This window comes from Haloarchaeobius iranensis (assembly GCF_900103505.1).
Taxonomy (GTDB): domain Archaea; phylum Halobacteriota; class Halobacteria; order Halobacteriales; family Natrialbaceae; genus Haloarchaeobius; species Haloarchaeobius iranensis.
In genome coordinates this window covers 48,544-68,706 of sequence record NZ_FNIA01000009.1, presented here as the reverse complement: position 1 = coordinate 68,706, position 20,163 = coordinate 48,544, and the positions used below count along the sequence as shown (strand labels likewise).

20 protein-coding genes are annotated in these 20,163 nt (G+C 67.8%); 12 read left to right on the top strand and 8 right to left on the bottom strand.

What is annotated here, in order from left to right; all coding sequences use genetic code 11:
- Positions 1-51 precede the first annotated feature (51 nt).
- Entirely contained in the window at positions 52-570 is a 519-nt protein-coding gene (gene yjjX / locus BLT27_RS09680; protein ID WP_089733302.1) for an inosine/xanthosine triphosphatase, read from the top strand.
- On the opposite strand, the gene BLT27_RS09675 is transcribed toward yjjX, so the two are convergent.
- A complete protein-coding gene (locus BLT27_RS09675; protein ID WP_089733299.1) occupies positions 567-2,405 on the bottom strand; it encodes a flippase-like domain-containing protein in 1,839 nt (612 codons plus the stop codon). The two genes, yjjX and BLT27_RS09675, sit on opposite strands and share 4 nt — an antisense overlap.
- A 190-nt stretch (positions 2,406-2,595) precedes the next feature.
- On the opposite strand from BLT27_RS09675, the gene BLT27_RS09670 reads away from it, so the two are divergent.
- Together BLT27_RS09670 and BLT27_RS09665 are read left to right on the top strand one after the other, a co-directional pair.
- Positions 2,596-2,835 (top strand): DUF7123 family protein, encoded by a 240-nt coding sequence (locus BLT27_RS09670; protein ID WP_089733297.1) that lies wholly within the window; start codon positions 2,596-2,598, stop codon positions 2,833-2,835.
- Positions 2,836-3,025: 190 nt separating this feature from the next.
- Entirely contained in the window at positions 3,026-3,487 is a 462-nt protein-coding gene (locus BLT27_RS09665) for an HTH domain-containing protein (protein ID WP_089733295.1), read from the top strand.
- On the opposite strand, the gene BLT27_RS09660 is transcribed toward BLT27_RS09665, so the two are convergent.
- From BLT27_RS09660 to pyk, 5 genes are all read right to left on the bottom strand, one after another.
- Entirely contained in the window at positions 3,488-4,105 is a 618-nt protein-coding gene (locus BLT27_RS09660) for a winged helix-turn-helix transcriptional regulator (RefSeq protein WP_089733293.1), read from the bottom strand. It lies immediately after the preceding gene.
- A gap of 61 nt (positions 4,106-4,166) precedes the next feature.
- Positions 4,167-5,336: an SPFH domain-containing protein gene (locus tag BLT27_RS09655; protein WP_089733290.1), complete on the bottom strand. Its 1,170-nt coding sequence runs from the start codon at positions 5,334-5,336 to the stop codon at positions 4,167-4,169.
- Positions 5,337-5,429: 93 nt separating this feature from the next.
- Positions 5,430-6,002, bottom strand: a complete 573-nt coding sequence (locus BLT27_RS09650) for an NfeD family protein (RefSeq protein WP_089733288.1) — start codon at positions 6,000-6,002, stop codon at positions 5,430-5,432.
- A gap of 54 nt (positions 6,003-6,056) precedes the next feature.
- The gene (locus BLT27_RS09645; RefSeq protein ID WP_089733286.1) at positions 6,057-6,377 is read right to left on the bottom strand and encodes a DUF7312 domain-containing protein; all 321 of its coding nucleotides are present in this window, start codon (positions 6,375-6,377) and stop codon (positions 6,057-6,059) included.
- Between the two features lie 24 nt (positions 6,378-6,401).
- Positions 6,402-8,171 (bottom strand): pyruvate kinase, encoded by a 1,770-nt coding sequence (gene pyk, locus BLT27_RS09640; RefSeq protein ID WP_089733284.1) that lies wholly within the window; start codon positions 8,169-8,171, stop codon positions 6,402-6,404.
- 142 nt (positions 8,172-8,313) lie between these two features.
- Between pyk and BLT27_RS09635 the strand changes: the two genes are divergently transcribed.
- Positions 8,314-8,601 carry a GYD domain-containing protein gene (locus tag BLT27_RS09635; RefSeq protein WP_089733281.1) on the top strand — a complete coding sequence of 96 codons (288 nt, stop codon included), beginning with the start codon at positions 8,314-8,316 and terminating at the stop codon, positions 8,599-8,601.
- Between the two features lie 39 nt (positions 8,602-8,640).
- Here the strand turns inward: BLT27_RS09635 and metG are convergent, their stop codons facing one another.
- A complete protein-coding gene (metG, locus tag BLT27_RS09630; RefSeq protein ID WP_089733279.1) occupies positions 8,641-10,734 on the bottom strand; it encodes a methionine--tRNA ligase in 2,094 nt (697 codons plus the stop codon).
- A 332-nt stretch (positions 10,735-11,066) separates the two neighbouring features.
- Between metG and BLT27_RS09625 the strand changes: the two genes are divergently transcribed.
- Entirely contained in the window at positions 11,067-12,452 is a 1,386-nt protein-coding gene (locus tag BLT27_RS09625) for an NAD(P)/FAD-dependent oxidoreductase (RefSeq protein ID WP_089733277.1), read from the top strand.
- 55 nt (positions 12,453-12,507) lie between these two features.
- Here the strand turns inward: BLT27_RS09625 and BLT27_RS09620 are convergent, their stop codons facing one another.
- A complete protein-coding gene (locus BLT27_RS09620; RefSeq protein WP_089733275.1) occupies positions 12,508-13,098 on the bottom strand; it encodes a DUF6149 family protein in 591 nt (196 codons plus the stop codon).
- Positions 13,099-13,214: 116 nt separating this feature from the next.
- Between BLT27_RS09620 and BLT27_RS09615 the strand changes: the two genes are divergently transcribed.
- The 7 genes from BLT27_RS09615 (at position 13,215) to carB (ending at position 20,082) form a co-directional block, all read left to right on the top strand.
- Positions 13,215-14,468, top strand: coding sequence for an NAD(P)/FAD-dependent oxidoreductase (locus BLT27_RS09615; protein WP_089733273.1), 1,254 nt, complete (start codon positions 13,215-13,217; stop codon positions 14,466-14,468).
- A gap of 104 nt (positions 14,469-14,572) precedes the next feature.
- Complete coding sequence (locus tag BLT27_RS09610; protein WP_089733271.1) at positions 14,573-14,809, top strand: DUF7979 domain-containing protein; 237 nt, start codon at positions 14,573-14,575, stop codon at positions 14,807-14,809.
- Positions 14,810-14,872: 63 nt separating this feature from the next.
- The gene (locus BLT27_RS09605) at positions 14,873-15,280 is read left to right on the top strand and encodes a DUF7124 domain-containing protein (protein ID WP_089733269.1); all 408 of its coding nucleotides are present in this window, start codon (positions 14,873-14,875) and stop codon (positions 15,278-15,280) included.
- Between the two features lie 44 nt (positions 15,281-15,324).
- Entirely contained in the window at positions 15,325-15,648 is a 324-nt protein-coding gene (locus BLT27_RS09600; RefSeq protein ID WP_089733267.1) for a hypothetical protein, read from the top strand.
- 45 nt (positions 15,649-15,693) lie between these two features.
- Positions 15,694-16,224: a DUF5815 family protein gene (locus BLT27_RS09595; protein WP_089733264.1), complete on the top strand. Its 531-nt coding sequence runs from the start codon at positions 15,694-15,696 to the stop codon at positions 16,222-16,224.
- 75 nt (positions 16,225-16,299) lie between these two features.
- Positions 16,300-16,536: a hypothetical protein gene (locus tag BLT27_RS09590; protein WP_089733263.1), complete on the top strand. Its 237-nt coding sequence runs from the start codon at positions 16,300-16,302 to the stop codon at positions 16,534-16,536.
- Positions 16,537-16,743: 207 nt separating this feature from the next.
- Positions 16,744-20,082: a carbamoyl-phosphate synthase large subunit gene (carB, locus tag BLT27_RS09585; RefSeq protein ID WP_089733260.1), complete on the top strand. Its 3,339-nt coding sequence runs from the start codon at positions 16,744-16,746 to the stop codon at positions 20,080-20,082.
- Positions 20,083-20,163: the final 81 nt, after the last annotated feature.

Sequence of the window (20,163 nt, the reverse complement as noted above, 5' to 3'; positions counted from 1 at the left end):
TCCGGCCCGCAGAGGACAACACACATCCCGCTCGCAGTGTGACGCGTTGATATGCGAGTCGCAGTCGGCAGCGAGAACCCGGTGAAAGTCGCGGCGACCGAGGCGGCAATCGGCGACCTCCCCGGAGCGACCGTCGACGCGGTGATGATCGACTCCGGCGTCGCCGAGCAGCCGACCGGGCTGGCGGAGACCAGAACCGGTGCGTCGAACCGCGCGCGCCGCGCCTACGAGGCCGGCGGCTACACTCTCGGCGTCGGCATCGAGGGCGGGGTGGCCACGCTGGGAACCGACGACCTCTACCTCGTGATGTGGGCCGCCGTCACCGACGGCGAGCGCGTCGAGCTCGCCGCCGGCCCGAGCGTTCGCCTGCCCGACAGCGTGACCGAACGGGTCCGGGCGGGCGAGGAGCTGGGCCCGGTGATGGACGACGCGTTCGACCGCGAGGGCGTCGCCCGCGGCGAGGGCGCCATCGGCATCTTCACCGGCGGAACCGTGGACAGAGAGGACGCACTCCGGTCGGCGGTTGCAGGCGCGCTCGGCCCGTTCGTCACCGCGAGCTACGACGACTAGGACTCGGTCGGGACGGCCTCGCCGCCCTCCCGGGCCTCCGTGCTCTCCTCGACGGCCTCGGTGAGCGAGACGTTCAGCGCGAGCATCGAACCGAGTCCGCCGACCACGGTGACGACGTTCTTCACCGCGTGGTCGACGATGGCGGCCGTCAGCGCGAGCTCGACGGTGATGCCCGGCGCGAGCCCGACGACGAGCGCCGTGAACGCGCCCTCGTACAGCCCGACGCCGCCGGGCGAGAGCGGGAGCACCTTCGCGAGGTTGCCGACGCTGACCGCGAAGAAGCCGATGGCGACGAGCGTCGCCACGGGCAGTTGGATGCCGACAGCGAGCATCACGACGATGCCGGTCACCACGTCGAGCGTCCAGACGAGCAGGCTCGAGCCGCCGACGATCGCGAACGAGCGCCGGGAGCCCGCGACGGTCTGGACGTCACCGACGAAGCCCTCGACCACCGCGACGACCTCCATCGCGTAGGAGTCGTCGCTGAGGCGGTCGACGACCGGCCGCACGAGGTTCCGGTCCGACCGCGCAGAGGCGACGATGGCGACGACGGCGACCACCGCTGCGGTCCCGACGAACGCGGCGACGTAGCTCGCGTACCGGGCGGCGGACTCGTAGCGCGGCCCGACCGTCTCGCCGGCGAGCGCGCTGGCGACCTGGCTCGCGTCACCGCTGACGACGAGTGCGATCATCACCGACCCTGCGAGCACCGTGATGGTGAGCAGGTCGAAGACGCGTTCGACCGCCAGCGACGCGAAGCCGGAGGAGTACGGCACGTCGCGCCGGGCCTTCATCACGTACGCCCGGACGCCGTCGCCCAGACGGGCCGGGAACACGAGGTTGCCCGTCTGGCTGATGAAGATGGCACCCGTGAGGAAGCCGACGCGTGACTCGAACCCAATCTCCTCCAGTATGTCCCGGTACCGCAGCCCGCGCAGCGGCCACGAGACGACGTAGATGGCGGCAGCGACGCCGACGAGTGTGAGGTCGGCCGCCTGGAGGTTAGACCAGACCTTGTCGGGCTCGAGGTAGTGGAACACCATGAGAAAGACCGCGACGAACGTCAGCAGCGTGCCGGCGACGATGCCGACCCGCCGGTTGACCCGTGGCGAGACCGACAGCTCCCACCACGTCCGGAGTATCTGGCTGCCCATCCCGAACACGTCCCGCACCAGGTCGACCTTCGTGTCGCCCTTCGGCTCCCAGTCCACCGCGAACTCCTTCACGCGGAAGCCGCGACGCTGTGCCTTGACGAGCACCTCGGTGTCCCAGAACCAGTGCCGGTCCTGCACGTCGTCCAGCAGGGCAAAGAGCGCCGCCCGGTCGAACGCCTTGAACCCGCACTGGTGGTCGCGCAGGTCCGACCGGAGGAACAGCCGCGCCAGCCCGTTGTAGACGCGGCTCGGGACGCCGCGTTTCGCGGGGCGGTCGGCGACGTTCCCGGCCATCCAGCGCGAGCCGGTGACGACGTCGTACCCTTCGGTGCGGACGCTCTCGACTAGCTCCTCGAGGTGACGCATATCCGTCGCGAGGTCGGTGTCGAAGTAGACGAGTGTGTCACCGTGGCTCGCACGGAACGCGCGTTCGAGTGCGCCGCCGCGGCCGAGCCGCTCGTCTGCGTGGAAGTGTCGCACCCGGTCGTCCTCGGCGGCCATCTCGTCGGCGATCTCGGGTGTACGGTCCTCGCAGCCGTCCTCCGCGACGATGACCTCGAACTCGTCGTCAGAGAGGAACGCCGAGAGGGTCGCAAGCGTGGTCTCGACGGTCGTCCTGATGGTCGCGGCTTCGTTGTAGGCCGGGAGGACGACGCTCACCGAGACCGACTCCTCGCTCATTGGCCGTTTCTCGGCGAGCCGTCGGTAAGAACTTTCTGAACCGTCCCGTTCCCGGGACGTTAACCACCCGTACCAACCGGGGGTCGAGTGCGGTTCGTTCCGGCGACTTTACGGTCGAAAATCGCCCGACGGCGGCCGATTAACTGGGCGTACCAAACCCCCTAAGACGGTCGTTCGCATACGAGGATGTATGAGCACGAGCACGGCCGCGACGACCGACCTCTCGACCAAGCAGCACCGGATCCTGGAGTACCTCCGCGAAAAGGCGCAGACGAAGACCTACTTCAAGTCCCGACTCATCGGTGACGACCTCGAGATGACCGCGAAGGAGGTCGGCACGAACATGACCGCCATTCAGCGCGGCGAGTTCGACGTGGACGTCGAGAAGTGGGGCTACTCCTCCTCGACGACCTGGAAGGTCACGGCCTGACTCGGCTCGCAATCCCAACCGTCTGTCATCTTTCGTCGCGGCCCCCTGATGGGTCCGCGGCAGATAACGTTCGAGAGCGGCGTGGTCCCCCAGTCACGCCGTGACTCCCCCGCGAACCGGTAGCTCCGGCTGAGTGTGCCGCGAGCACACAGAATTATAACCAAAGATAATGTTATACAGTTCGGGAGTTATGGAAACAGCACCGCTCACTATCGACGTGTACGTCAGGGCGCACACGTCGGTCACCGGGCCGAGAGAACACGCAATCGAGACTGTCGAAGAGCTCGTCGACCGCGGAATCGTCGCGGGCTACGAGTTCCACACCTGGCCGAGCGCGGTCGACGTGACCGTACCCAACGAAGTGACGACCCAGTACCGGGAGTTCGAGGAGTGGGCAGAGCGTGCGGGGGTCACGCTCGAGCCAGCGTTCTCCCACCGCATCGAGGACAACGCCATCACCGGCGACCACGTGGAGACGCTCGTCACGCCACTCGTCTGTACCGTGGCCCGCCGAAGCGACGACATCGTCGCCGTGCTGCCCTGCTGTCGCGGCGAGTCGGACCACGTCAGCGTGCGCTCGTACCTGTCGGCACTCGACGAGGACACCGACCATCCGGTCGGCGAGACGCTGCCGACGCCGACCGTCGCGTAGTCAGCCGTCGAAGCGGACCAGCGAGTCCGCCTCCGCCGCCAGACCCGCTGCGTTTTCGTCGAACGAGTCCGCGTACCTCACGACGAGCATCAGCACCGTCTCGGGGCGTTCGACCCGGTACCCCTGCTCGCGCGAGAGGAGACCCGCGTCGTCGAGTTCGCCCGCGTACTTGCTGACCGTCGGCCGGGAGACGTCAAGGACGTCCGCGAGGTGACTGCCCGTCGCCTCCGGCGTCCGGAGCAGTTCGACCAGCATCCCGCGCGGCGTCTCGCGGCGCAGGTAGCCGAGCGCTCGCTTCTCGAAGTCGGTGAACCGACCCGCGGGGTAGAGCCGCTTGTAGTCGCCGTCGCGGTACACCTCGACGCTCCCGTCGTCGGCGAGGCGGCGGAGGTGGTGCTGGGTCTCGCCGGTGCCGAGCTTGAGGTCGTCGCGGAGCTTCGAGAAGTGTGCGCCGGGGGTGGCGGTGAGGTAGCCGGTGATGGCGTCGCGCACCTCGTTCTCGCCGGTGTCAGGCGAGTCGACGTCGGCGAACCGGGCGAACGGGCTGGCCGCCCCGACCGCGGCGAACCGCTTGAGCGTGGCCCGTTTGCGCTCGTCGACGTCGCTGGAGTCCCCCATATACTAATATTCGATACTTTCTCCAGCGATAAAACCGCTTCGCTTGTCAGGAGTGGGTCGGCTACTCCGTCTCGGTCAGCTCCTCGTCGTCGCCCATGTCCTGTTCGACGTCGTAGTCGCCGCCGGTGAACTCGTCGTCGGCCTCGTCGATGACCTCGTCGGAGCTCTTGATTTGGCGCGGGTCCTGTCCCTGCTTGACGGCCTCTGCCTGCTGTTCCATCTTCTCGACGTCCATCTCGGCCTCCTCGTCGATCTGGCCGATGATCTCCTCGATGTCGTCGAGCCCGAGCATCTCGCGGGTCTCGGCGTCGAAGTCCTGGCTCGAGAGGTCGCTCTCGCTCTGCTTGATGTCGCTGCCCGTGAGGTGCTTGCCGTAGCGGCCGAGCATCGACGACAGCTCCTGGGGCAGCACGAACGTCGTGGACTCGCTGGTCCCGATGTGCTCCAGCGCCTCCAGGCCCTTGTCGATGACCGCACGCTCGCCCATCGACTCGGCGGACTTCGCACGCAGCACCGTCGAGATGGCGTCACCCTGCGCCTCGAGGATCTGGCTCTGCTTCTGCCCCTGTGCGCGGATGATCTCGGACTGCTTGTCACCCTCTGCCTTCTCGACCGCACTGCGCCGTTCACCCTGTGCCTCGAGGATCATGGCACGGCGACGGCGCTCGGCGGAGGTCTGCTGCTCCATCGCCTGCTGGACGTCCTTCGAGGGGTTGACCTCGCGGACCTCCACGCTCTCGACCCGGACGCCCCACTCGTCGGTCGGCTCGTCGAGCTCCTCGCGGATGCGGGCGTTGATCTCCTGCCGCTTGTTCAGCGTGTCGTCGAGCTCCATGTCGCCGATGACCGCGCGGAGGGTGGTCTGGGCGAGGTTCTCGACGGCGTTCTTGTAGTCCTCGACCTCGAGGAACGCCTTGCCCGCGTCCATGACGCGGATGTAGACCACGGCGTCCGCGACGACCGGCGAGTTGTCGCGGGTGATGGCCTCCTGCGGCGGTACGTCGAGCGTCTGTGTCCGCATGTCGAAGCTCACCGTACTGGAGACGAAGGGCGGGACGAAGTGGATGCCCGGTTCGAGCAGTCCGCGGTACTGCCCGAGGACGGTGAGTGTCCGCTTCTCAGTCGGCTGGACGATCTTGACCGCCGACGCCAGGGCGACGATTATCAGAATCCCGATAATCGCGAAGACGAACCCAAGCGCCGGGAGTGTCTGGAGCGGAGTCGGTTCCATAATTAAAGTCACGGCGAGACTGACAAAAGCCTTCCCGTTTGTAATCCATCCGATACGTCGTGGGGAATCAGCCCGGTTAGCCCCACTGCCCGGTCACGCCGGTTCGACGTCCTCGTTCTCGCCGTCGGGGTCCGTCGCGGCCTCGTGGTCCCGGCGTTCCCGCTCGCGGCGGAGTTCCCGGTCTATCTCGTCCTCCCGGTCGGTCGGTGCCACGGTGAGGACGTTGCCGCCGCCGGGGTCCGTCACGATGACCTCGGTCCCCTCGGATATCTCGCCGAACTCCGTCCGAGCGCTGTAGTTCGGGTTGAAGCCGCCACCCTCGACGATACGGACCTGCCCGTCGGTCGCGGTGACCGTCTCTGTCACCGTCGCGCGGTTCCCGCGCAGGTCGTCGGAGCTACTGGTCTGCCCGCTGCCCTTCCCGCCGTAGAAGTCGAACTCCCGGTACACCCAGAGGGTCGCGAGTCCGACGACGAGGACCATTATCGCCATCGCCGGCGCGGTGCCGAGCGGCGAGAACAGCATCCCGACCAGCCCCGCGACGAACAGGGCGACGCCGATGACTATGAAGTGCGCGCCCGGGGCGAGCGCCTCCAGTATCATCAGCCCCGTGCCGGCCAGAAACAGCAGGAACGGGAGCAAGTCGACGTCGAGTAGCGGTGCCATGGTCGGAGTTAGGAGCCGCGACCGATTAACATTTCGCAGCCCCGGTGGCTGGCGTCAGCCCGCGAGCTGCACGATGTAGAACAGCAGGGCGATGCTCCCGAGCACGCCGATGGCGACGAACACCGCGTTCTCGAGGGCCACGTCGCCGGGTTCGATAATCTCGTCCATGTCGACGTAGCCGACCGAGACGGCCTGTGCGTCGTCGCTCGCGCGCTGCTCGACGTTCGGCGGGTCCCAGTCGCCGTCGTCGACCCACTCGAACTCGTCGTCCGCGGTGGCGGGGCCGTCGGCTTCGTCGTCCGCAGCCGCCGACTGAGCGGTGCGCGACGTGCCGGTGTCGGCCTCGGGGTCGGCCCGTGTCGATTCGTCCTCCATGGCTCCCGCTAGGTGATGCGGCTACTAAACCCCGGTGGGTCGGGAGCCCGCGTCCTCGCGCCGCCCTATCTCGCCGTCGTAGACGACGCCCCGGTCGGCGTCGAGCGTGACGGTCGTGCCGTCGGCGGCGTCCCCGAGGTTCGCGCCGCTGACCATGGGCACGTCCACCTCCCGGGCGACCATCGCGGGATACCCCGTCATGCCGGGCCGTGCGTCGACGATGCCGCCGATGCGGGTCACGTCGCCCTCGAACTCGCCCTCGAAGCCGGGGTCGAGCGCGAGGATCGCACCTTCGGGGACGTCCGAGATGTCGCCGCCGGGCACGCGCACCACCGGCCCGGTGACGTAGCCGGAGACGACCGACCGACCCGTCGCCAGCGTCTCCGCCGCGACGTGGACCTTGAGCGTGTTCGTCGTCTGGGTGCCCTCGAGCTCCGTCATCATGCCGGAGAGCACGACGACCGTGTCGCCGCTGTCAGCGACGCCAGAATCGAGCGCGGCCTGCACCGCGTTCTCGATGACGGCGTCGATGCCGTCGGCGTCGAACGGGGCGTACTGGGGGGCGACGCCCCAGGTCAGCGAGAGCTGGCGACGGACCCGGTCCGTCGGCGTCGTCGCCACCACGGGCACCCCGGGACGGTACTTCGCCGTCTTCAGCGCGGTGTAGCCGGACTCCGAGGCGGCGACGACTGCGGTGGCCCCGACGTCGCGGGCGAGGTAGCGCGCGGACCGGGCGAGCGCGTCGGTCCGCGAGTCGCCGGCAGAGGGAACCCGCTGCTCGTTCAGCTGCTCGTACTCACCGCTGCGCTCGACCTGGCGCACGATACGGTCCATCGTCTCGACGACGTCGACGGGATGGTCGCCGACTGCCGTCTCCGCGGAGAGCATCACCGCGTCGGTGCCGTCGAGGACGGCGTTGGCGACGTCGGAGGCCTCCGCGCGGGTCGGCCGGCGCTGCTCGACCATCGAGTCGAGCATCTCCGTCGCGGTGATGACCGGCGTCCCGGTCTCCCGGCACTTGCGGATGATGCGCTTCTGTATCATCGGGACGTCCTCCATCGGGCACTCGACGCCGAGGTCGCCGCGTGCGACCATCACGCCGTAGGCGGTGTCGATGATCTCGTCGAGGTTCTCGACCGCGCCGGCGCGCTCGATCTTCGCGATGACCGGGATGTCGGCATCGAGCTCCTCCAGCACCTCCGACACCTCGACCACGTCGCTCGCGCTCCGGACGAAGCTCGCCGCGACGAAGTCCACCTCGTGCTCGGCGGCCAGTCGCAGGTCGTCCCGGTCCTTCTCGGTGACGACATCGAGGTCCAGGTCCACGCCCGGTGTGTTGACGCCCTTGCGGCCGCCGAGTTCGCCGCCGGCGTCGACGTGTGCGACGACCGCATCGTCCTCGACGCGCTCGACGGTCGTCTCGATGCGACCGTCGTCGAGGAGGATGCTGTCGCCGGGGCTGACGGCCTGGATGCCGTAGGAGAGGCCGATCTCGGTCGGCGTGGCGGTGTCGCCCTCGACGAACCGGACCGTCGACCCCGTCTCGACCGTGATGGGTGCAGAGAGCGGTGCCGTCCGGACCTCCGGCCCCTGGAGGTCGACCATCGTCGCGACCGGGTCGGCCGTCTCCTGGTCGACCTGCCGGAGGTGCTCGACGAGTTCGGCTCTGCTCTCCAGGCTGCCGTGGCTCGAGTTGATCCGGCCGACGGACATCCCCGCCTCGGCGAGCTCCCGGATCGCACTCATCGACTCGCTCGCTGGCCCGAGCGTACAGACGATCTTCGCGTTTCTCATGGCACTCGTTACGGCCGACCGGGTCAAAAAGACCCATGATTAACTCGGTTTCGAGTAGTTCTGTCACGCAGGGCCAACCGACGGCAGAGTCCCAATTTCTATCGGCAACAGACTCACAAGCCCCCGGTGAGTCCTCCTGCGCATGGCCACGTACATCTCGCTGGTCCAGCTCCGTGACAGGAACATCAACAACGTCCAGGAGCTCGCCACGGTCTGGGGCGAACTCAAGGTCGAGACCGAGGAGTTCGACGCGACGCTCGAGGACACCTACGCCATCCTCGGGGACTACGACTTCGTCGTCGTCTTCGACGCCGCCGGCCGCGACGAGGCGTTCCGGGTCGCACTCGCGATGGAACGCCACGGACTCGACATGCAGACGATGGAGGCCATCCCGACCGAGGACTTCGCCGACCTCGTCACCGACATCTGAACCGTCGCACGGGACGGCAGCACCCCGTTCGCCGCCCGCTCAGCGGACCTTCGTCCCCGGTTCCGCGTCGTCGTGGGTCGTCAACAGGTCGGCCTGCTCGCCCGCGGCGAGCACCATCCCGTTCGACTCGACGCCGAACAGCTCTGCCTTCTCCATGTTCGCCAGCAGGACGACCTTCGTGCCCGGGAGCGCGTCGAGGTCGTGGAGCTGCCTGATGCCCGCGACGACCTGGCGCGTCTCGACGCCGATGTCGACCTCGAGCTTCGCCAGCTTGTCCGCGTCCTCGACGGGGTCCGCGGTCTCGATGCGCCCGACGCGGATGTCGAGGGCCTCGAAGTCGTCGAAGCCGATGCGGTCCTCCAGCAGGGGTTCGAGTTCGTCGGTCACGTCCGCCTCGTCGGCGTCCGTGGACTCGTCGCTTTCGGTTCCGTCGTCCGTATCGTCGCCCGACGCCGTCTCGGCGACGCGCTCCGCGAGCTTCTCGTTCAGCTCCTCGACGCGCTCGTCCTCGACCTGCTCGAACAGTTCGGCAGGTTCGTCGAACGCCGCCGCGGGCGGTTCGAACGCGGCGTCGAGGGTCACGTCGTGCACGTCGGCCTCGCCGCCGACCTGCGCCCACGCGGCCTCAGCCTTGTCCGGGGCGACGGGCTCGATGAGTACCGTGACGGCCTTCGCGAGCTGCACGCAGTCGCGGATGACCGGCGCGGCCTCGTCGTCGTCGAGCTTCCAGGGCTCGTTGCGCTGGATGTACTCGTTGCCGAACTGGGCGAGCTTCACCGCGGCGTCGCCCGCCTTCCGGACCTCGTACTCGTTGACCGCGGCGCTGAAGTCGTCGACGGCCTGCTGGATACGCTCCTCGACCTCCGGGGAGAGCTCGGCGTCGGGCGTCCCGCCGAAGTTCCGGTACGCGAACAGGAGGCTCCGGTAGAGGAAGTTCCCCACCGTCCCCACCAGCTCGCCGTTGACCCGCTCCTGGAAGCGGTCCCAGGAGAAGTCGAGGTCCTGCTGGAAGCCGCCCATCGTCGTCAGGTAGTACCGGAGGAGGTCCGGGTGGAACCCCTCGTCGAGGTACTCCTGCGCCCAGATGGCGCGGTTCCGGCTCGTCGAGAGGCCCTTCCCGTTGATGGTGACGAACCCCGTCGCACAGACGGCACGGGGCTCCGAGTAGCCCGCGACCTCCAGCATCGCCGGCCAGAAGATGGTGTGGTGCTGGATGATGTCGCGGCCGATGACGTGGACGACCTCGCCGCCCGCCTCGCCCGACTCGGTCTCCCGCCAGACCTGCTCCCAGTCGTACTCGTCGGCACCGACGCGCTCGCTGTACTGCTTCGTCGACGAGATGTACTCGATGGGGGCGTCCACCCAGACGTACAGCACGAGGTCCTCCTCGCCGGGGTAGTCGATGCCCCAGTCGAGGTCCCGGGTGATACACCAGTCCTCCAGCCCGGACTCGATCCACTCGCGGGGCTGGTTCCGGGCGTTCGACGTGCCCTCCAGCCGGTCGAGGAAGCCGCTCAGGTACTCCGACAGCTCCGACACCTCGAAGAACCGGTGCGGCCGCTCTCTGTACTCGGCGGGGTTGCCGGTGCGTGTCGACACGGGGTCCTCGATCTCGCCGGGTTCGAGGTGTCGCCCGCAGCCCTCGTCGCACTCGTCGCCGCGGGCGTGCTCGCCGCAGTACGGACAGGTACCTTCGACGTAGCGGTCCGGGAGCGGCTGGTCCTCGATGGGGTCCCAGGCGACCTTGATCTCCTTCTCGTAGACGTAGCCCTCGTCCTCCAGCCGCCGGACGATGGACTGGGTGAGCTCCGTGTTCGTCTCGTCGTGCGTGTGGCCGTAGTTGTCGAACTGGACGTTGAACTGCGGGAACGTCTCCTCGTACTGCTCGTGGTACTGCGTCGCGAACGCCTCGGGCGAGACACCCTGTTCGTCCGCGTTCACCGCGATGGGCGTGCCGTGCATGTCCGACCCGCAGACGAACGCCGTCTGCTGACCCAGCTTCCGCAGGCTGCGGCTCAGCACGTCACCGGCCGTGTACGATCTGAGGTGGCCGACGTGCAGGTCGCCGTTCGCGTACGGCAACCCACACGTCACCACCGCTGGCTGCTCCGTCGGGAAGTCGTCGTGGCTCATGTTGTCGTGAACTCTCGTGCGGGCCTAAAACCCGCTGATTCCGGTCAGCAATCGGTGCCCGTCGTCGTCGGGAGTTCGGCGCGGCAGAGAACAGTCGTATGACCGACCCGGGCTGCCGTCGTCCATCCCCACGAACGGCTCACGCGGGGCGCATACGGCGGTTCGTCGGGAGGCGATGGGTCGGCTGCGTCACTGGTGTCCTGTTGTCGGTGACTCTCTAAAAACACTTCGCCGGCGGCGGGAGTTTACACTGATTGTAAACGTCGGAGGGGGCACGAAGCGGTCGACCGGCATCCAAAAGACACATCGCCCCCGGTGTCCGACCACGAAGCATGACAGTCGGCATCGTCGGTGGCGGCATCGCCGGGCTCGCCGCCGCGTACCGCCTCCAGCGCCACGGCCACGACGTGCGCGTCTTCGAGGCGAGCGACGACCTCGGCGGGCTCGCCGCGGTGTACGAGACCTCGGGCGACCCCATCGAGAAGTTCTACCACCACCTCTCGAAGTCCGAGGAGACCATCGTCGAGCTGGCCGAGGACCTCGGCGTCGGCGACCGCGTCGAGTGGATATACGGCAACGACGGCTACTACGTCGACGGCGTCGTCCACCCCCTCAACACCATCTGGGAGATCGCCGCCTACCCCCACATGAGCCTCTACGACAAGTTCCGCCTCGGGATGCTCACGATGGAGGTGGACGTCCGGGGCGGGGTGCCGAGCTTCGACACGTACGACGACCTCGAATCGTACGAGGACGTGCCCATCAGGGAGTTCCTGGTCGAGCACACGACGAAGGGCGTCTACGAGAACTTCTTCGAACCGCTGCTGGACGCGAAGTTCGGCGACCGGAAGGACGACGTGTCGGCGGCGTGGCTGCTCGGGCGCATCAAGTTCCGGGGCGAGCGCGACCTCCTGAAGGGCGAGCAGCTGGGCTACTTCGACGGCAGCTTCGCGACCCTCATCGACGCGCTCATCGAGGGCGTGGGCCGCGAGCACGTCCAGACCGGTGCACGCGTCGTCGACCTCCAGACCGGCGATGGCGGCTCCGCGACGGCCGACGGCGGCGCCGTGGCGACCGAGGGCGGCCCGGACACCACGGCGTCCGCCGCGGTCGAGTCCGTCACCGTCGAGACCGACGACGGCCGCGAGACCCACGAACTGGACGCGCTCGTCGTCGCCGCGATGCCGAACGTGCTGGAGGACCTCACCGGCTTCGAGTGCGACATCGACTTCCAGGGCGCGGTCTGTGCGGTCCTCACGCTGTCCGAGTCGCTCATGGACGAAACCTACTGGCTGAACGTCGCCCACGACGCGCCGTTCGGCGCGCTCATCGAGCACACGAACTTCGTCCCGCCGGAGCGCTACGGCGGCGACCACCTGCTGTACGTCGCGAGCTACGTCCAGTCGCCCGAGGAGTGGCTCTGGCAGGCCGACGAAGACGAGGTGGAGTCGCGCTGGCTCGAGCACATCGGGGAGATGTTCCCCGACTTCGACGACGAGCAGGTCGAGGAGGTCCGCATCTCGCGGAACCCCCGGGCTGCCCCGGTCTACGAGCGCGGCTACCTCGACATGGTCGTCCCGTACGACCTCGCCGACGAGGTGGCCGATGGCGTCTACTACGCCGGGATGGCGAGTCGCGCGCAGTACCCCGAACGGTCGCTCAACGGTGGGGTTCTGGCTGGCTTCGAGTGCGCGGACCGCATCGCCGAGAAGTCGTAGCCTCCGGTTTTCACAGCCCCGTCCCGCTGCTGTGGCGACGCCCGTCGCGCTCCCGTCAGCCCTCGGCCTCCTCCGGGTCGACGCCGGGCGCGTCCGCCGGGGAGATATCGTCCGGCTCCTCCTGTCCGCCGATGACGACCTCGCCGTCGTCGGTCTCGACGTACACGTCGTCGGCGAAGCCGCCCTCCGCGTGGGGGTGTTCCGGGTCGTCGAGCTTCTCCGGCGTCGAGGGCGCCCCGGCGACGCCGTCCTCGGGAGTGAACTCGCCGAGCGGGTCGTCGATGGTGATGCCGTAGTCCGTGAAGAACTCGCGGTAGCGCTCGTAGTGCGCCTCCAGCTCGTCGGTGGGGAACTCCATCATCTCCGTCCAGCCGTGGTTGTAGAAGTCGAAGTTCGCCTGCACGTGGGTTATCTCCCGGGCCTCGGCCTCGGGCATGTAGTCGAGCGCGGCGAGGTAGGTGTCCATCGTCGCGTCGAAGAAGTCGTCGAGGTGGTCCCGGCGCTCCTCGCGGTGGGCCTCGTCGGCCCGGTCGAGGAAGATGCCCGTGTGCATGTCGACCAGCTTGTCGTTCGCCACGTCGCCGACGACCGGGGCCGTCAGCGCTGCCTTGAACGCGAAGTGCTTGACGTTCTGGCGTATCTTCATGCCCGGCGCTTGGGAGCGGACCATCAAGAACGTCTCGCCGCGGCCCTCGCTAACAACGATTAGAACGTTTGCGAAGATAGCAATCCACTTTAACCCCCGCACCAAACCCTCGGGACATGACCGAGTCGTACGTCATCATCGGCGATGGTATCGCCGGTGGGTCCGCGGCGAAGACACTTCGGGAGGAGTCGCCCGATGCCGACATCACCGTCATCACAGACGAGGGTGAGCCCCTCTACAACCGCATCCTGATCAAGGAGTACGCGAAGGGGAAGATCCCGATGGAGGACCCGCTGTTCCTCCACGACGAGGAGTGGTACGAGGAGCGCGACATCGCCCTCGAACTGAACACGCACGTCACCCACATCGACCCGGACGGCCACGTCGTCCACACGCACGAGGGTGACGACTACGAGTACGACGCGCTGCTCGTCGCGACCGGCGGGACCCCGCGGCAGCTCCCCGTCGACAACTCCGACGCCGACGGCGTCCACCACTTCTGGACGTTCCAGGACGCCCGTGGTATCGCCGACCACGCCGAGGAGTCCGAGAAGGGCATCGTCGTCGGTGCCGGCCTGCTCGGCATCGACTTCGCGGCCATCTGTGGCGCCCGCGGCATCGAGGCGAACTACCTCATGCGCGGCGACTGCTGGTGGCGCTACGCGCTCAGCGAGGACGGCGCGGGCATCATCCACGACGCGCTGCGCGAGCTGGACGTCGAGCCCGTCTTCCAGTCCGGCGTCGACCACTTCGTCACGGACGACGACGGCCAGGTCACGGGCGCGGTCGACCCCAACGGTGAGGAGTTCGAGGGCGAGTTCGTCGGCGTCTCCATCGGCCTCGACTTCAACACCGAGTTCCTCCGTGGTAGCGGCATCGAGACGGACGACGGCATCGTCGTCGACGAGTTCATGGAGACCAACGTCGAGGACATCTACGCGGCCGGTGACATCACGCGGTTCTACGACGTCATCCTCGAGGAGCACGCCCAGAACGGCTCCTGGGACTCCGCGAAGAAGCAGGGCGCGGTCGCCGCGAAGAACATGACCGCGGCCGACGGCGAGGCCGAGGAGTTCCGGCACGTCTCCTCGTACTCCATCTCGCACTTCAAGGACCTCCCGTTCGTCTCCTTCGGGCACCCGACCATCGGGGACGACGACCGCGAGCGCAAGTACTCCGACACCGAGTGGCGGCGGCTCACGTTCAAGAACGGGAAGCTCATCGGCGGCGTCCTCATCGGCGACCTCAAGCTCCAGTCCGTGTTCAAGCGGATCATCCGCGAGGAGCGCGATCTCGAGGGGCAGAAGGACCTCCTCCTCGAGGAGGACTTCGAGATGGAGATGCTCGAAGCACCCGCACAGGAGCAGTAGCCACGGCGACGGCCTCGTTTCTCGGCTCGGCGGTCCGGCCCACCGTTCTTTACGCCCGGTAGGCGAACATTTAAGCTGAGCCATGTCATACGTTGTCATGACCCATGGCAGTTGGCACCAGTTCGGGACGGCACGCTCACCTCAGCGCACGCGAGGTCGAGACGGTTCCTGCAGACGTGACGGCGCTCCGCCACGTCGACCAGCTCGACGACGAGGCGTTCGACCAGTTCCGGGGACTCGTCGATGGCGACACAGTGAACGTACAACCCGCCGAGGAGGCACCCTTCGAAGATGGCGAGGTCATCGTCCACACTGCCTACTACCGGGTCACGCTCCGATAACCGAGTACCCCTACCCACGGCCCAATCGACATCGTTTTCAGCGCGCCGAGGCGAGGGTCTCGCATGAACGGTGACGGCACGATGACGCTGGCGCTCGAACTCTCCGCGCTGGAGCGTCTCGCGAACCCCGAGGCGGTGTTCGACGACGCACGGCGCTGGAGCAAGTACGTCGGTGTCGTCTCCGATAAACCGACCTACGTCGTGACGAACTTCACCCGGAAGAACCGGATCCGGCAGGACTTCTTCTCGGGGCCGCGCGGCAAGGGCGAGAGTCTGGAGAGCGTCGGCGAGCAGTTCGACACCGACCGCCACGTCTTCGTCGGCACCACCGACGAGGACGCGGCCCTCGCCGACGAGGTCGGCTGGGAGTACCTCCCCATCGAGGACGCCGCCGACGCCGCTGGCTGGGAGACGGGCGAGCCCGAGACCGAGGCGGAGTCCGAGGAGCCGGTGCGGGACGACTGGCCGTAGGGTCACCATCTGTTTTTATTACGACTGGCGGTGTCGGTCGGTGTATGGGAGACGACATCTCCGTAGACGTCGAGGTAGAGGTCGAAGTCGAACGGGACGAGCTCGAGATCGAGGTCGGCGACAAGCGCACAGCGGAGGCCGAACTGGAGGCCGACGGCATCGAGATCGAGGTCGAGGTGGAGGTCGAAGCCGAAGAAGCCGAAGCCGACGAAGAAGCCGAAGCCGACGACGAAGAAGCCGAAGCCGACGAAGAAGCCGAAGCCGACGACGAAGAAGCCGAAGCCGACGAAGAAGCCGAAGCCGACGACGAAGAAGCCGCAGAAGACGAAGCGGTGGGAGCCGGAGACGGCGAAACCGACGCAGCGTAAGCACAGAGCGCGTCACTTTTCCTTTCGGAACGCCGAGGACCGTCCATGACCGAGCCACGCGTCCCCGGCGGGTCCGGGACGGAGCTGTCGCTGCCGGACGGTCCGACGGTCGACGTCGGCGAGATCGACCTCGGGATGCGGGAGTACGTGCACGACGGCGAACGCTACGCGGTCGTGATGGACGTCCATCCGCCGTCGCGGTTCTTCCCGGAGTCGCTGGTCGAGGTGCTGCGGGACACCGTCGAGCCGGCCGACGAGTTCGACGAGTTCGGGACGGTCCACATCATGGGCATCGTGATGGAGGAGTTCCCCGAGAAAGTCGACAGCGCGGACGTCTCCGACGACGGCACCGTCGGCTGCTCGATGATCTGGCTGACCGAGTTCGACGACAGGCGGCTCCACGAGATCGTCGTCGAACTGGTCGTCGAACTGATGGAGCACGCCATCAGCCACAGCGACGACGACGGCGCCATGTCCGAGTTCGAGCGCCAGATGCTCGAGTTCGACGTGAGCGAGTTCGTCGAGGCGTACCGGGACGAGCGCGACTTCGAGACCGAACACGACCGCGCGCTCTGAGCCGAGACGGCGGCTGTGATTGTCTAACACTCGTCTGACACCGTTTTATGCCGTTGGAGGCCGTGTCTCGCGTACATGCATACCCGCCAGGGCGAGTTCGAACGGATACGCACCGTTCTCGCGGAGGCGGACGCCGACGAACCCCTGTCGGCCCGAGAGATCGTCCAACTCCTCGAGGAGCACGACATCGAGATCGACAGCCCGCACCGCGTCGCCACGGTGCTCGGTCGGCACGCCGAGACGGGTGACGTCGAGGTCATCCGGTCACAGCCGTACCGGTATCGGGTCCAGACGTCGGACGCGTCGGGGTGAGCTCGCGCCGAGCCGGTGGGTGCGTTCGTACGACAGTGTCCCCGTAGCGACAGTGGGGCTCGACGGCTCTGTCGGACAGCGACCGTCGAGCAGCGGCTGTGCCCCGTGGCAGCACGGCCCGGGTTCGAATTTCGAAACGGCGTTACGTTTCTCGTAGTGTATCGTGGCGCTTATTACGATGTGCGAACTTGATACCGACAGACAACCATGACCGGCGGGACACCGGACGACACCGGCGACGGACGCACGATACTTCTCATCGGCAGCGGTCCCATCCAGATCGGGCAGGCCGCCGAGTTCGACTACTCCGGCGCGCAGGCGTGCCGGGCGCTGCAGGAGGAGGGCGCACGAGTCGTCCTCGTCAACTCGAACCCGGCGACCATCATGACGGACCCGGAGATGGCCGACAAGGTGTACGTCGAGCCAATCACGACCGAGGCCATCGCGGAGATCATCCGGAAGGAGCGCCCCGACGGCGTGATCGCCGGCCTCGGCGGCCAGACCGGGCTCAACGTCACCGCGGAGCTCTCCGAGGAGGGCATCCTCGAGGAGTACGACGTCGAGATAATGGGCACGCCGCTCGACACCATCTACGCGACGGAGGACCGCGACCTCTTCCGCCAGCGGATGGAGAAGATCGGCCAACCCGTCCCGGCGTCGACGACCATCTCGCTCGACGAGGACGAGTCGGTCAGCGCGCTCACAGAGGCCGACCTCGTCGAGCGCGTCGAGGACGCCGTCGACGCGGTCGGCGGACTGCCGGTCATCGCACGCACGACGTACACGCTCGGGGGGTCCGGCTCCGGCGTCGTCCACGAGATGGACGAGCTCATCAGCCGCGTCCGCAAGGGCCTGCGCCTCTCCCGGAACGACGAGGTGCTCATCACGGAGTCCATCGCGGGCTGGGTCGAGTTGGAGTACGAGGTCATGCGCGACGCCGACGACTCCTGTATCATCATCTGCAACATGGAGAACCTCGACCCGATGGGTATCCACACGGGCGAGTCCACCGTCGTCACGCCCTCGCAGGTCATCCCCGACGACGGCCACCAGGAGATGCGCGACGCCGCACTGGAGGTCATCCGCGAGCTCGGCATCCAGGGCGGCTGTAACATCCAGTTCGCCTGGCAGGACGACGGCACGCCCGGGGGCGAGTACCGCGTCGTCGAGGTGAACCCCCGGGTCTCCCGCTCCTCGGCCCTCGCGTCGAAGGCGACGGGCTACCCCATCGCCCGCGTGACTGCGAAGGTCGCGCTGGGCAAGCGCCTCCACGAGATCGACAACCAGATCACCGGCGAGACGACCGCGGCCTTCGAGCCGGCCATCGACTACGTCGTCACGAAGGTGCCACGCTGGCCCATCGACAAGTTCGAGGACACCGACTTCACGCTCTCGACGGCGATGAAGTCCACCGGCGAGGCGATGGCCATCGGCCGCACCTTCGAGGAGAGCCTGCTGAAGTCGCTGCGGAGCTCAGAGTACGACCCCGCGGTCGACTTCGGCGAGCTCGAGGACGACGAACTGACCGAGCAGTACCTCGAACGCCCGAGCCCCGACCGCCCGTACGCGATGTTCGAGGCGTTCGAGCGCGGCTTCTCGGTCGACGAGGTCGTCGAGGCGACGGGCATCTACGAGTGGTACGTCGAGCGCTTTGCGCGCATCGTCGAGGCCAGCAAGGAAGTCGTCGACGGGGAGTTCACACCCGCCGCGACCGCCGGCTTCACGAACGCCGAGATATCGGCGCTCGCGGGCAACGTCTTCGAGGACAGCAGCCTCACGTGGCTGCCGGAGACACGCGGCGCGTGGCGGACCGCCGAGGCGACCGACCCGCCCGAGGCGGTCGCGGGCGACGCCGACGCAGAGGCCGCCGCCGGCGCGGACGTCGAGACCACCGACGAGGGGGTCCCGGTGTCGGCGGCGCGGGCCGGCGTCGGGCAGGTCGAGGCCGACGTGCCCGGCCGCACCTACAAGCAGGTCGACACCTGCGCCGGCGAGTTCGAGGCCTCGACGCCGTACTACTACTCCTCGCGCAAGCCCGAGTGGTTCTCCGGTCCCTACGAGGGTGCGGAGGCCGCGGCGGGCGAACTGCAGGTCGACCGCGACGCCGAGAGCGTCGTCGTGGTCGGCGGCGGCCCCATCCGCATCGGGCAGGGCGTCGAGTTCGACTACTGCTCGGTCCACGCCGTGCAGGCCCTGGAGGAGCTCGGCATCGACGCGCACGTCGTGAACAACAACCCCGAGACCGTCTCGACGGACTACGACACCTCCGACGGGCTGTTCTTCGAGCCCATCACCGCCGAGGAGGTCGCCGACGTCATCGAGGTGACCGCCGCCGACGGCGTGATGATACAGTTCGGCGGGCAGACCTCCGTCGACATCGGCGAACCGCTCGCCGACGAGCTCGAACGCCGGGGCATCGAGTGCGACATCATGGGCACCGCCGTCGAGGCGATGGACCTCGCGGAGGACCGCGACCGCTTCAACCGGCTCATGGACGAGCGCGGCATCGCCCAGCCGAAGGGCGGGAGCGCGACCAGCGAGGAGGAGGCCCTCGAACTCGCCCGCGACCTCGGCTACCCCGTCCTGGTCCGCCCGAGCTACGTGCTGGGCGGGCGTGCGATGCGCATCGTCCGCGACGACGCCGAACTCGAAGAGTACATCGAGGAGGCGGTTCGGGTCTCCCCCGACAAGCCCATCCTCGTCGACGAGTTCCTCGAGGACGCCATCGAGCTGGACGTCGACGCCGTGAGCGACGGCGAGGACGTGCTCCTGGGCGGCATCATGGAGCACATCGAGTCCGCCGGCGTGCACTCCGGCGACTCGGCCTGCGTCATCCCGCCGCGCTCGCTCGACGACGCGACGGCGGAACGGGTCCGCGAGGTCGTCGAGGAGATCGCCGACGCGCTCGACACGGTCGGGCTCATGAACGTCCAGCTCGCGGTGAAGGATGGCGAGGTGTACGTGCTCGAAGCGAACCCCCGCAGTTCGCGCACCGTCCCGTACGTCTCCAAGGCGACGGGCGTCCCCATCGCGAAGCTCGCGGCGAAGGTCATGGCCGGCGAGACGCTCGCCGACCTCGACGTGAGCGAGCAGGTGCCGACGCACTACTCGGTGAAGGAGGTCGTCCTGCCGTTCGACCGCCTGCCGAACTCGGACCCGCGCCTCGGCCCGGAGATGAAGTCCACCGGCGAGGTCATGGGCACCGCGAGCACGTTCGGCATGGCGTACTGGAAGGCCCAGGACGCCGCGGGCAACGCCATCGAGCCCGGCGGCGTCGCGGTCGTCGACCTCGACGTCGAGGGCTACGAGGAGTACTTCGACGTCACCGCGTTCGACGACATCGAGGCGGCCATCATCGAGGGGACCGTCGACCTGGTCGTCAGCGACGATGTCGACGCCCTGAAGACCGCCGTCGAGGAGGAGGTCGCCTACCTCTCCACCGAGGCCTCTGCGGCGGCGTTCCTCGAGGGGCTGGCCGCGAAGGAGGACGACCTCGAGGTGCTACCGGTCCAGGACCGTCCGCGGACCCGGCAGCGCTGGGGCTGACCGCCCCGACGAGCGTTCCGCTGCAGCCCATCCGAACCGGGTAGCCGCCGGACAGCGCGGGTATTTTGGCCCAATTTGGGA